Below are 12,098 nucleotides of genomic sequence, written 5' to 3'. Positions count from 1 at the left end.
GCGGGCGGGACGACGAGACCGGACCGAGATGGTAATGACACCCCCGCGGCGCCGCGCGGCACAGGGGTGGATGGGAAGGTGAACGGGTGCCTCGCCCCCCGTACCGGATGCCGACCGTGACCGCGGTCGTCGTCGCCCTCGCGGCGACGTTCGGTACCGGGCTGTACGCCGCGCTCGGCCCCGCGGCGGCGTCGGCGGGCACCTGGTTCCCGCTCGGGGTGCTGCTCGCCGCGCTGCTCGCACTCGGCGTGGTCGCCTCGACCGCGCACCTGTCGCTCGCCCGCCCGGCCGGTCCGGAGCTGGCCCGCGGTGACCTGCCCGCCCCCGCGCTGCGGCTCGGGGCGGTCGCGCGGGTGACCTCGCGGGCCGCCGCCGGGTCGGCGGCGGCACTGGTGTTCGGCGCCTACGTGCTGCCCACCCAGCCGGTGACGATCGCGGTGGTGGCGGTGCTCGCCGTCGTCGCGGTGAACGCCTTCGGGGTGCGGATCTCGCACGGCGCCGCGCGCGGTCTGGTGGTGGGCACGCTGCTCGCCCTGACCGTCGCGATCGCCGTGGGGCTGAGCTCGGAGGGGCCGCAGGCCGTGCTGTCCTCGGCGATGCCCGCCGCGGCGACCGGGGCCGGCATCGCCGGCGACGGCGCCGGGACGCCCGACGACCCGGCCGTCGCCACGCTGCAGGCCGCGATCGAGCCGGGCCCGCTGGGCGTGCTCGCGGCCGCCGGGTTCGTCTTCCTCGCCTTCACCGGCCTGTCGCGCGTCGCCGAGCTCGGTGGCAGCCTGCGGGACCCGGTGCGGGCGATCCGCCGGGCCCCCGCGCTCGCGGTCATGATCACGACGCTGCTGCTGCTCCTGCTGTCGGCGGCGCTGCTGCGCGGGCTCGGCGCGTCCGGGCTGGCGTCGGCGTCGGCTCCGCTGGCCGCACTGATGGACACCAGCAGCAGCGCCCAGGTCGGGGTGCTGGTGCGGATCGGTGCCGCCGCCGCCACGATCGCCGCGCTGCTCGGTGCGCTCTCGCGCGCCGCGGCCGGGGCCGCCCGGCTGTCCCGCGAGGGGGAGCTGCCCGCGTTCCTGGGGCGGGGCGGGTCGCGTGGCACGCCGTGGGTGGCCGACCTGACGCTGGGGGCGCTGACCGTGGCGATGACCCTGCTGCTGTCCGCGACGACCGCGATCGTGGTCACCGTGGTCGCGGCCCTGGTCCACCACGCGGTGGTGCACGCCGCGGTCCTCCGGCTGCCGGGGCGCCCGGTGCGGGCGGCGGTCGTCGCCGTCGCCGGTGGGGTGGGGTGCCTGGTCGTCGCCGCGGCGATGCCGCTGTGGCCGCTGCTCGCGACGGTTGGGGCGCTCGCCGCGGGCTGGCTGCTCTGTGCGGTCACCGCGCGCTCCCGCGCCAGCGCCGCGGCCGAGGAACCCGTGCGGCGCACCGATCCGGAGGAGCAGGCGGCCTGAGGCCGATAGGGTCGGGCGCGTGACCGACGAGCTCCTGCCCAGCCCACTGCACGACCGGCACGTCGCCCTCGACGCCACCCTCGGCGAGTTCGGGGGGTGGTCGATGCCGATCTCCTACCCGGGCGGCACCGTCGCCGAGCACACCTCGGTCCGGGAGACGGCGGGGCTGTTCGACGTCAGCCACCTCGGGACCGTCCCGGTCACCGGGCCGGGGGCGGCCGCGCACCTGAACGCCTGCCTCACCAACGACCTCGGCCGCATCGGCCCGGGCCGGGCCCAGTACACCCTGGCCTGCGACGCCCGTGGCGGCGTCGAGGACGACATGATCGTGTACCTGGCGGCCGACGACGACCTGCTGCTCGTCCCGAACGCGGCGAACTCCACCCGGATCGTCTCCGCGCTCGCCGCCGAGGCCCCGCCCGGGGTCGTGATCACCGACCGGCACCGCGAGCTCGCGGTGCTCGCGGTGCAGGGCCCCCGGTCCCGCGAGGCGCTGGTCGCGGCGCTCGGTGCCGCCGGCGACGCCGTCGCCGGGCTGGACTACATGGCCTTCACCGACATCGAGGGCGGTCTGGGCGACGGCGGCGTGCGGATCTGCCGCACCGGCTACACCGGCGAACTCGGCTACGAGGTCGTCCTCGCCGCCGAGGCCGCCCCCGCGATGTGGGACGCCCTGCTCGACGCCGTCCGCGCGGTCGGCGGCGGGCCCTGCGGGCTCGCCGCGCGGGACACCCTGCGCACCGAGATGGGCTACCCGCTGCACGGCCACGAGCTGTCCACCGAGATCAGCCCGGTCCAGGCCGGGAGCGGCTGGGCGGTCGGCTGGGACAAGCCCGCGTTCTGGGGCCGCGACGCGCTGCTGGCCGAGCGCGCGGCGGGCCCGGCGCGGCGGCTGCGCGCGCTGCGGGCGACCGGGCGCGGTGTCCCGCGTGCGGGCATGACCGTCCTGGACGGCGAGGGCGGCAACCCGGTCGGCGTCGTCACCTCCGGGACGTTCTCGCCGACGTTGCGCACCGGCATCGCGCTGGCCCTGGTCGACACCGCACCGCACGTGGCCGTCGGGGACACGCTGGCGATCGACGTCCGGGGCCGTGCGCTGCCGGCGGAGGTCGTGAAGCCGCCCCTGGTGCCCTCGCACGTCCGCTGAGGGGCCCGTTCGTCGGGAATCCGACTGTCTGCCCCGTGGACGACGGGGATACCGTCTTGGCCATGAGCGCGCCGAAGTTCTCCGTGACCCGCAACCCCGCCCCGGCGTCCCCCCAGCGGCGCGCCGACGTACTGGCCGCCCCTGGTTTCGGCCGGTACATGACCGACCACATGGTGACGATCCGGTGGACCGCCGGGACCGGCTGGCACGACCCGGCGGTCGTGCCCTACGGCCCGCTGACGCTGGACCCGTCGTCGATGGTCCTGCACTACGGGCAGGAGATCTTCGAGGGGCTCAAGGCCTACCGCCAGCCCGACGGCTCGATCGCCTCGTTCCGCCCCGACGCCAACGCCGCCCGGTTCGCCGGCTCCGCGCGCCGGCTCGCGATGGCCGAGCTCCCCGAGGAGCTGTTCCTCGCCTCGCTGTCCGAGCTGCTCGCCGTGGACTCCGAGTGGGTGCCCGAGGCGGGCGGGGAGGACTCGCTCTACCTGCGGCCCTTCATGATCGCGACCGAGATCGGGCTGGGGGTGCGGCCGTCGTCGGAGTACCTCTACGCGGTCATCGCCTCGCCCGCCGGGCCGTACTTCGCCGGTGGGGTCCAGCCGATGGACGTGTGGCTGGAGACCGAGTACACCCGCGCCGCGCTCGGCGGCACCGGCACCGCCAAGTGCGGCGGGAACTACGCGGCGTCGCTGCTGCCGCAGTCGGTCGGCGCCCAGCACGGCTGCGCCCAGGTCGCCTACCTCGACGCCGAGGAGCGCCAGTGGATCGACGAGATGGGCTCGAACAACCTGTTCTTCGTCTTCCGCGGCGACGACGGCTCGGTCGAGATCGCGACGCCGGACCTGCGTGGCTCGGTGCTCGCCGGCATCACCCGGGACTCGCTGATCACCGTGGCGGAGGACCTCGGGATGTCCGTGGTCGAGCGTCGCATCTCCGGCCAGGAGTGGCTCGGTGGTGCCGCGAGCGGCGTGCTGACCGAGGCGTTCGGCTGTGGCACCGCCGCGGTGATCACCCCGATCGGGACGGTCAAGCACAGCGGCGGCGAGGTGACCATCGGCAACGGTGAGCCCGGCCCGGTCACCCTGCAGCTGCGCGACGCGCTGACCGCGATCCAGCGCGGTGCGGCCCCGGACCCGCACGGCTGGATGCACACGCTGGTGCCGGCCTCCGCGTCGGTCTGAGACGCGCAGTCGGGCGGCGCGGTCTAGTGGTGGGGCCGTGCCCGTGGCACGGTGCCGCCGCCGACCTCCTTGACGATCCGGATCACCGGCGCCGTCTCGACGTGGGCGACGGACGGCAGCGTCGCGACCTGCTCGGTCAGATATCGGTAGACCCCCTGCTGGTCGGCACAGAGCACCGTGGCGCACAGGTTCGTCGGCCCCGTGGTGGCGGCGGCGAAGGCGACCTCGGCGTGCCCGGCGAGGGCCTCGCCGACGCGAGCGAGGTCCGCCGGCGGTACCGAGAACCAGCACAGGGTGCGCACACCGCGGCCGAACAGGCGCGGGTCGACATCGAGATCGAGATGAACCGCTCCGCGGCGACGCAGCTCGTGCAGCCTGCGACGCACGGTCGAGGCGGACCAGCCGGTGCGTGCGGCCAGCTGCTCGTAGGTGCTGCGTCCGTCGTCGGCCAGTGCGGCGACGAGCTCGCGGTCGCCGTCGTCGAGGCGGACGGGCCCGCCCGGTCCGTCCGGCGGTTCGGGCCGCAGGCGGGCGGCGGCAGCTGCGTCGAGCGGCCCGAGCTTGGCCACCGGACTCTCCGCGCCGCCGTAGAAGGTGTGCAGCACCGAGTGCGCGCTCACGGCCTCCACCCGTGATGTGCGGGGGAGCCGGTCGAGCAGCAACGTCTCGCTGTCCGTGTCGTGGTCGGCGCGCACTGCGCACACGATCTCGGTACCGCCCGAGGTGAGCATCACCCACGAGGTGTCCGGTCGCCGCGCGAGTGCCTCGGCGACGGCGACGGCGGCGGACGGCGCACAGCGCACCCGCAGGAACCACTCCACGGCGCCGGTCGCGACGGCGGCCGGGCGGCCCACGACCCGGATCGTTCCGGTCGAGCGCAGCCGGGTGTAGCGCCGGGCGACCGTCCGCTCGGAGACCTCCGCCACCTCTGCGATGAGGCCGAACGGGGCCCGGCCGTCGAGCGCCAGCGCGTGCGCCAGCCGACGGTCGATCTCGTCGAAGTCGTCATCCATCACCTCCGAGCCTACGGCGCCGGAATCCGCCGGATCCGTGCGGTTCAGCGGCGGTGATTACCGAACTCCGTGAACAGTCGGCCCGACGCGGACACACCGACCCGAGGAGCTTCCGATGACAGACCCCGTGGACACCGAGGTACTCGTGGTGGGGGCCGGGCCCACCGGTCTCGTACTGGCCGAGGAGCTGCGCCTCGCGCAGGTGCCGTTCGTCCTGGTCGACCGGTTGGCCGAGCGCAGCACGCTGTCCAAGGCCGGGGGGATCCAGCCCCGCACCCAGGAGGCGCTCGACCAGCGAGGCCTGCTGGAGCCCCTGCTCGCCCAGGACTTCGCCGTGGCGGTCCCGGCCCACTTCGCCGGCATCCGGCTCGACGATCCCGATGAGCGGCTGGCGTGGCGGACCGCGCCGCAGGTGGAGATCGAGAAGCTGCTGGAGGGGCACCTCGCCACGCACGGCGTACGCGCCCGGCGCGCGTGCGAGCTGACGGCGCTCACCCGGGACGACGACGCGGTCACCGCCCTCTGCGCCGACGGCACCACACTGCGCGCACGCTGGCTCGTCGCCGCCGACGGTGGACGCAGCACCGTGCGCTCCCTGCTCGACGAGCCGTTCCCCGGCACGCCGGGGACGGTGACCGTCGTCGCTGCCGACGTCCGGCTCAGCGGTGAGTACCAGCTCGTCACCCACACCCGTGGCGACGACGGGACCTGGACCGAGATCTTCCCCCTCGGCACCGACCGGCAGGGGCGCCCACTGCACCGCCTGGCCCTGGGCGGGCCGCGGTCGCGGCCCCGCGACGTCCCCGTCACCGAGGAGGAGATCCGCGACGGCCTGCGGGCGGTGTACGGGACGGCCGTGGAGCTGCTGGAGACCAGCTACGCCTACCGGATCACCGACGCCGCCCGCCAGGCCGCCCGCTACCGGCACGGACGGGTGTTCCTGGCCGGCGACGCCGCCCACGTCCACCTGCCCCTCGGCGCCCAGGGCATGAACACCGGCATCCAGGACGCGATGAACCTCGGGTGGAAGCTCGGCGCCGCCGTGCACGGTTGGGCCGGGCCCGGATTGCTCGACACCTACCACGACGAGCGCCACCCGGTCGGCGCCGCGGTCCTGCGCAACGTCGCGGCCCAGAGCCTGCTGATGGACTGGGCCGGCACCGGATCCCCCGGCGTCACGGCGGCCCGCGACCTCGTCGTCGAGCTGGCCGCGCTGCCGGAGGTGCGTCGGAGGCTGACCGAGACGCTCTCCGGCCGGACCGTCCGCTATCCGATGCCCGGCGCGGGAGAGCACCCGATGGTCGGTCGTCCCGCCCCCGACGTCGACCTCGGTCCGGCCCGGCTCCACGAGCTCCTGCGCGCCGGTGGTGGTGTGCTCGTCGATCCCCGGGACCACTACGGCGATCAGGAGCGCCGCTGGAGCGGCCGGATCCAGCGCGCCGGCCGGGGCACCGACACCGACGCTCTGCTGGTCCGGCCCGACGGTTACGTCTGCTGGGCCGGCGACCCGTCGACCCTCGACGTCGCCCTCGGCCGCTGGTTCGGGGAACCGCGGTGACGCCCTCGGCGGCCCGTCAGCCCGGGAGCGCGGCTGCCAGCACGACGAGGACGGCGGTGCCGCCCACCTCGCAGGCCGCGCCCAGCACGTCGCCGCTCATCCCGCCGAACCGGCGCCGGGTGTGGTGGGCCAGCCCCACCACCAGCAGCGCCGCGAGCAGGACCGCCCCCACCACGGCCACCGTCGTCACGCCGGTGCCCGCCGGTCCCGTCGCGGCCAGCGCCACGGCGGCGGCCGAGGCCAGCCCGGCCCACCACAGCGGCGCGACCCACACCGGCTGTGACCCGGCGACCGTCGCACCGAGACCACCCGGGCGCGCGGCGGGCGTGCCGCGGCGCGCGACCCAGCAGAACCCGGCGCGCCCGGTCGCCGCGGCCAGCGCACAGACCACCAGCACGACCACCGGTGGCGCGGCCACCAGCTGGGCGAGAGCCGCGGCGCGGGCGCCCAGCACCACCAGCAGCGTGACGACGGCGAACGGTCCCGCCCCGCCGTCGGCCATGATCCGCAGGGCCCGCTCCGGCGGGCCGTAGCTGCCGAGACCGTCGGCGGTGTCGGCGATGCCGTCGACGTGCATCCCGCGCGTCGCCAGGGCACCCGCCCCGACCGTGAGCAGGCCCGCGACCAGCGGGGACACCCCGGCCGCGACCAGACCGGTGAGCAGCGCCCCGCCCGCGACGCCGAGCCCGGCACCGACCAGCGGCGCCCAGCGCAGCGCGGCCGCGGCGACGCCGTCGGGCAGCGCGCCGTCGTCGGCGGTGCGCACCCGGGCCGGCACCACGGTCAGCCAGCTGACCGCCAGCGCGAGCCCGGCGAGGGGACCCGGCCGGGGCCCGCTCACCGCCCGGCGCCGGCCGCCGCGGTCACGTCGCCCGGCACGACGCCGGTCTCGCGCGCGGTCCCGGTCTCGGCGAGCAGCCGCGCCGCGCCGACCAGCAGCGGCAGCGCCGTCACCGCGGCGGTGCCGTCCTCGGTGCGCACCGCCAGGTCCAGCAGCGGCACCAGCGACAGGTGCTCCAGGACGAGCGTCGCGGCCGGTTCGGTCGACGGCTGCGCCGCGACCCACCAGTCCTTCGCCCCGGGGGCCAGCTCGTCGGCCAGCAGCGCCGCCGCGCCGACCGCCAGACCGTCGAGCACCGCGGGCACCTTCCGCTCCGCGGCCCGGGCGAGGAAACCGGCGAGCACGATCAGGTCCGTGCCCCCGACGGTGCGCAGCAGCGCCAGCGGATCGCGCAGGTGCGGACGGGCCCGGCGCAGCGCGTCGCGGATCGCGACGGCCTTGCGCATCCAGGCGCGGTCGTCGATCCCCGACGCCCGCCCCACGACGGCGACCGGCTCGGCCCCGGTCACGGCCGCGACCAGCGTCGCGGCCGGGGTCGTCACGCCGACGGCGAGCGTCGCCGGGATCAGCAGGTCCGCCCCGGCGTCGATCTCGGCGTCGGCCAGCCGGCGCCCGGTCAGCCAGGCGGCGGTGGCGCGCTCACCGTCGAGGGCGTCCTCGCGGTCGATCCGGCCGGTGCCGTGGGCGACGAGCCAGCCCGGTTCGGCACCCTCGGCCCCGGACACCAGCCCGACGTCGACGACCCGCACGGTCGCCCCGGCGGCCCGCGCGGCGACGGTCACCGGCAGCCGTCCGGCCGCGGCGGCGGTCGCCCGCACCGCGGACACCTCGGGCGGGTAGGCCGAGACACCGTTCGCGGCGATGCCGTGGTCGGCGGCGAGCAGCACCACCCGGGCACGCACCGGGGCCTGCGGCGGGCAGGCGCCCTGGCAGGAGGCCAGCCACACACCCAGCTCACCGAGCCTGCCGAGCCCGCCGGTGGGCATCGCGAGCCCGTCGACCAGCGCGACGGCCTCGCGGCGGCTGCGGGAGTCCGGCCGCCCGACGGTGACCGGGACGATCTCCACGTCGGACTCCGACACCGAGTCGGGCGTCGGCGCGGCCCCGGCGACGGCGCCCGCGGCGGCTCCGGTCGCGGGGACGACCGCACCCGGCACCCCGGCCGGGGTGCCGGCGACGTCCCCGGCGGGATCCGCGACCTCCGTCCCGGCGGCCCCGGCAGCGGGGACCTCGGGCTCCGGGGTCTCCGCCACCGGCGTGGCTGCTGCCGGGGTGGCTGCGGCCGGAGTCCCGGCACCGGATCCGGTGCCACCCGGGGGCAGCGCGAGCGCCCGCCCCGCCACCACCAGCACGACGTCGTCGCACACCCGCGCGACGGCGGCGTTCAGCTCGCCGAGGCAGTCGCGGAACAGCCGCCCGGCGCGGGTGTCCGGCACGACGCCCAGCCCGGTCTCGGCGGACACCAGCACCAGCGGCCCGGGCGCGGCGGCGACCGCGGCGACCAACCCGTCGACGGCGGCGTCGACGCCGGCGGGCACGACCGGTGCGGCCCAGGCGCCGGCGTCGTCGAGGACCCCGGTCAGCCAGGTCGCCAGGTCGTCGACCAGCACCGGGCCGGGCCGGGCGAGGGCGGTGGCCAGCTCGGTGCCGACGACCTCCTCGGTGGTCCAGTGCGCGGGCCGCCGGGCGGCGTGCGCGGCGATGCGCGCGTCCCAGTCGGTGTCGCCGGGGATCCGCCGACCGGTCGCCAGGTAGCGGACCGCCGCGTCGCCGGGAAGCCCCTCGAGCAGTTCCTCGGCGTGCCGCGACTTGCCGGAGCGCGTGCCCCCGAGGACGAGTGTCCGCAGTTCGACGGGAGGAGTCACACCGCACATCGTGTCCTACCGGTCCCCGGTAGCGTCGCGAAGGTGCTCGATCATCTGGTCCTGGCCACCCCGACGTCGACGACACCGCCGCTGACCTGGCCGGACGTCATCTCCACACGATCGAGGGCGGGCCGCACGTCGGTGTGGGCACCCGCAACCGGCTGGCCGGGATCGGGCCGGGCCGCTACCTGGAGGTCGTCGGCCCCGACCCCGCCCAGGACGAGCCGGGCGCACCGCGCCCGTTCCGGATCGACACCCTGACCGCGCCCGCCCTGGTGACCTGGGCGGTGCGTGTCGAGGACCTCGACGCCGCGCTCGCCGCGGCCCGCGCCGCCGGGCACGACCCGGGACCGGCCCGGGAGATGTCCCGCAGACGCCCGGACGGCACGCTCCTGGCGTGGCGGCTCGCGTTCCCGCCCGACGACGCGGGCGGGGTGCTGCCGTTCCTCATCGACTGGGGCACCACCCGGCACCCGGCCGCCGACCTCCCGGTCCCGGCGAGCCTGCGGACGCTGCGCCTGACCCATCCCGAGCCGGAGCGGGTGGCCGCGCTGCTCGACGCGCTCGGCGCGGGCGGGCAGGCCGAGGTCGCCGCGGGGGAGACGCCGACGCTGCAGGCCGTGCTGGACCTGCCCGGCGGGCCGCTCGTGCTCTGAGAGCAGGGGCCCGCCGGGACGGTGTCAGACCGTGTCGCCGCGCTTGACGCGCGGCTTGGGCACCCGCATCCGTCGCGGCTGGGTGGCACGGGAGAACGCGTACCACCCGGTGCCGAGGCCCTTGATCTCCTCGTCGGGGAACTTCGCGCGGGCCTTCCTCAGGACCTGCATGCCCAGCAGGGTGCCCTCGACGACCATCACGATCAGCATCAGGAACGTGAACAGCGTGACGTACTGCTGGATCATCGGGTTCTGGATCAGCGCCGCGACCAGCACGAGCGCGGCCAGCGGCAGGAACAACCCGATGACGTGCGGGCGCGAGTCGACGATGTCACGCACGTACGCCCGCACCTTGCCGCGGTCACGGGGGAGCAGCACGCGGTCGTCGCCGGCGTCCATCCGCTTGCGGCGCTCCAGCGCCTTCGCCCGGCGCTCGTCCTTCGACGGCCGGCTGGCGCGGGCCAGCTTCGCGGCCTCCCGCTGGGTGCGCGGCGGGGGCGGCGCGGGGCCGCGCCGCCTGCCTTCGGCGTCACGGCGCTTCGGCGTCGCCCGGCCCTTGCCGGGGGTGGTGCGGGGACGCGAGCGGGTCGCGCCCTCGTCCTCCGTCTCCGCAGCGTCCGTGTCCGCCGGGGACTCGACGGCCGTCTGACCGGCCTGGTCGGAGCTCTCGGAGCGGCGCAGGAACCTCACAGGAGCTCACAATACGGGCCGCCGCTAGCCTGCCCCGCATGCGCATCGTGGTGGCTCCCGACTCGTTCGGCGGAACGCTGAGCGCACGGGAGGCGGCCGAGGCGATCGCCGCGGGCTGGCGTCGCGGGGTGCCCGGCGCCGACGTCGCGATCGTCCCCCTCGCCGACGGGGGCACCGGCTTCGCGGAGGTGCTGCACACCGCGCTCGGCGGGACCCTGCACGAGCAGGAGGTCACCGGTCCGCTCGGCGACCCGGTGACCGGGTCCTGGCTGCGCGTCGGGGACACGGCCTACCTGGAGTGCGCCTCGGCGTGCGGCCTGCACCACGTCCCGCGCGAGGACCGGATCCCCGGGGTCGCCCGTACCGCGACGACCTCCGGGGTGGGGGAGCTGCTCGCCGCCGCCCGGGACGCCGGGGTCACCACCGCCGTCGTGGGGCTGGGCGGGTCCGCCACCACCGACGGCGGCGCAGGCCTGCTGGCCGCCCTCGGCGCCGTCCCCGTCGACGAGGACGGTCTCCCGCTCCCACCCGGCGGCGCGTCCCTGGACTGCTGTGCCCGCCTCGACGGGACACCCGACCTGGGCGGGATGACCCTGGTCGCGGCGAGCGACGTCGACAACCCGCTGCTCGGACCGCACGGCGCCGCCGCGGTGTTCGGCCCGCAGAAGGGCGCCGACGACGCCGCGGTCACCGAGCTGGACCGCGCGCTGACCGTGTTCGCCGGGGTGCTCGCCGGCCTGGCCGGGCACGAGGTGCGCGACCTGCCCTCGGCGGGGGCCGCGGGCGGTCTCGGTGCCGCGCTGCTCGCCCTCGGTGCGCGGGTCGAGTCCGGTGCCGGGCTGGTCCGCGGCCTGGTCGGGCTCGACGCCGAGCTGGACGCCGCCGACGTCGCGGTGACCGGGGAGGGCAGCTTCGACTGGCAGTCGCTGCGCGGCAAGCTCGTCACCGCCGTCGCCCGGGGCGCGGCCGACCGCGGCACGCCGTGCGTGGTGCTGGCCGGTCAGGTGAGCGTCGGGCGACGGGAGGCCGCCGCGGCGGGGGTCGACGCCGCGTTCGGGGTGGCCGAGGAGTTCGGGCTGGAGGCCTCGCTGGCCGACCCGGCCGGGACCCTCGCCCACCTGGCCGAACGTGTCGCCCCGCGCTGGAGCCGGTGATCCCCGTCACCCTTCCGGCGACGAATCGCACGGTCTCCGCGCGGATGCGGACCTGCGGGACGTCGTACTATGGATTCCGACGCCCGGTGGGAACAGGGCGGACCACGCACGTTGTTGGGAGAGTCATGACCGTTGACAACACCGTGAACGCGGGCGCGACCACGGAGCAGACGCACGGCGTGGAGCTGACCGACTCCGCTGCCGTCAAGGCGCGCACCCTGCTCGAGCAGGAGGGCCGTGACGACATGCACCTGCGCATCGCCGTGCAGCCCGGTGGCTGCGCTGGCCTGCGCTACCAGCTGTTCTTCGACGACCGGTCGCTCGACGGTGACCTCTTCCGTGACTTCCACGGTCTCAAGGTCGGCGTCGACCGGATGAGCGCCCCGTACCTGCAGGGCGCCACGATCGACTTCGTCGACACCATCGAGAAGCAGGGCTTCACGATCGACAACCCGAACGCGGGCGGGTCCTGCGCCTGTGGCGACAGCTTCAACTGACGTCGCACGACAGCACCTCCGAAGGGCCCCGCCGGTGATCTCCGGCGG

General features: G+C 76.4%; 11 protein-coding genes. 7 read left to right on the top strand and 4 right to left on the bottom strand.

The genetic code is table 11. The annotated features are described in order from the left end of the window. The first annotated feature begins 86 nt into the window (after window positions 1-86). From FVA95_RS13165 to FVA95_RS13155, 3 genes are all read left to right on the top strand, one after another. Window positions 87-1,445 (top strand): amino acid permease, encoded by a 1,359-nt coding sequence (locus FVA95_RS13165; protein ID WP_149664472.1) that lies wholly within the window; start codon window positions 87-89, stop codon window positions 1,443-1,445. Window positions 1,446-1,464: 19 nt separating this feature from the next. Next, window positions 1,465-2,592 carry a glycine cleavage system aminomethyltransferase GcvT gene (gene gcvT / locus FVA95_RS13160; protein ID WP_149664471.1) on the top strand — a complete coding sequence of 376 codons (1,128 nt, stop codon included), beginning with the start codon at window positions 1,465-1,467 and terminating at the stop codon, window positions 2,590-2,592. A gap of 62 nt (window positions 2,593-2,654) precedes the next feature. Further along, a complete protein-coding gene (locus FVA95_RS13155; protein WP_060711610.1) occupies window positions 2,655-3,776 on the top strand; it encodes a branched-chain amino acid aminotransferase in 1,122 nt (373 codons plus the stop codon). A 23-nt stretch (window positions 3,777-3,799) separates the two neighbouring features. Here the strand turns inward: FVA95_RS13155 and FVA95_RS13150 are convergent, their stop codons facing one another. Next, a complete protein-coding gene (locus tag FVA95_RS13150) occupies window positions 3,800-4,789 on the bottom strand; it encodes an Lrp/AsnC family transcriptional regulator (RefSeq protein ID WP_149664470.1) in 990 nt (329 codons plus the stop codon). Between the two features lie 115 nt (window positions 4,790-4,904). Here FVA95_RS13150 and FVA95_RS13145 point away from each other — a divergent pair, with 115 nt between their 5' ends. Continuing rightward, window positions 4,905-6,347 carry an FAD-dependent monooxygenase gene (locus FVA95_RS13145; protein WP_240051453.1) on the top strand — a complete coding sequence of 481 codons (1,443 nt, stop codon included), beginning with the start codon at window positions 4,905-4,907 and terminating at the stop codon, window positions 6,345-6,347. Between the two features lie 16 nt (window positions 6,348-6,363). Here the strand turns inward: FVA95_RS13145 and FVA95_RS13140 are convergent, their stop codons facing one another. Continuing rightward, complete coding sequence (locus tag FVA95_RS13140) at window positions 6,364-7,188, bottom strand: adenosylcobinamide-GDP ribazoletransferase (protein WP_149664469.1); 825 nt, start codon at window positions 7,186-7,188, stop codon at window positions 6,364-6,366. Then, window positions 7,185-9,053, bottom strand: a complete 1,869-nt coding sequence (locus FVA95_RS32875; RefSeq protein WP_161992298.1) for a bifunctional adenosylcobinamide kinase/adenosylcobinamide-phosphate guanylyltransferase — start codon at window positions 9,051-9,053, stop codon at window positions 7,185-7,187. The genes FVA95_RS13140 and FVA95_RS32875 overlap by 4 nt, the downstream gene beginning before the upstream one ends. 95 nt (window positions 9,054-9,148) lie before the next feature. Between FVA95_RS32875 and FVA95_RS13130 the strand changes: the two genes are divergently transcribed. Next, a complete protein-coding gene (locus FVA95_RS13130) occupies window positions 9,149-9,709 on the top strand; it encodes a VOC family protein (protein WP_368667325.1) in 561 nt (186 codons plus the stop codon). 24 nt (window positions 9,710-9,733) lie between these two features. Here FVA95_RS13130 and FVA95_RS13125 read toward each other — a convergent pair whose 3' ends face one another. After that, entirely contained in the window at window positions 9,734-10,399 is a 666-nt protein-coding gene (locus tag FVA95_RS13125) for a DUF3043 domain-containing protein (protein ID WP_149664467.1), read from the bottom strand. A 38-nt stretch (window positions 10,400-10,437) separates the two neighbouring features. Here FVA95_RS13125 and FVA95_RS13120 point away from each other — a divergent pair, with 38 nt between their 5' ends. Together FVA95_RS13120 and FVA95_RS13115 are read left to right on the top strand one after the other, a co-directional pair. Then, complete coding sequence (locus FVA95_RS13120; RefSeq protein ID WP_149664466.1) at window positions 10,438-11,553, top strand: glycerate kinase; 1,116 nt, start codon at window positions 10,438-10,440, stop codon at window positions 11,551-11,553. Window positions 11,554-11,678: 125 nt separating this feature from the next. Further along, entirely contained in the window at window positions 11,679-12,050 is a 372-nt protein-coding gene (locus tag FVA95_RS13115) for an iron-sulfur cluster assembly accessory protein (RefSeq protein WP_020628305.1), read from the top strand. The last annotated feature ends 48 nt before the right edge of the window (window positions 12,051-12,098 follow it).

It is taken from the genome of Pseudonocardia sp. EV170527-09 (assembly GCF_008369905.1).
GTDB lineage: Bacteria > Actinomycetota > Actinomycetes > Mycobacteriales > Pseudonocardiaceae > Pseudonocardia.
The sequence above is the reverse complement of the archived record's forward strand: the minus strand, read 5'-3'. Positions and strand labels throughout refer to the sequence as shown.

Excerpts from the sequence above, each read along its gene's own strand:
- FVA95_RS13115 (WP_020628305.1), top strand. The coding sequence starts at position 11,679 with ATGACCGTTGACAACACCGTGAACGCGGGCGCGACCACGGAGCAGACG.
- FVA95_RS13120 (WP_149664466.1), top strand. The coding sequence starts at position 10,438 with ATGCGCATCGTGGTGGCTCCCGACTCGTTCGGCGGAACGCTGAGCGCA.
- FVA95_RS13145 (WP_240051453.1), top strand. The coding sequence starts at position 4,905 with ATGACAGACCCCGTGGACACCGAGGTACTCGTGGTGGGGGCCGGGCCC.
- FVA95_RS13150 (WP_149664470.1), bottom strand. The coding sequence starts at position 4,789 with ATGGATGACGACTTCGACGAGATCGACCGTCGGCTGGCGCACGCGCTG.
- FVA95_RS13155 (WP_060711610.1), top strand. The coding sequence starts at position 2,655 with ATGAGCGCGCCGAAGTTCTCCGTGACCCGCAACCCCGCCCCGGCGTCC.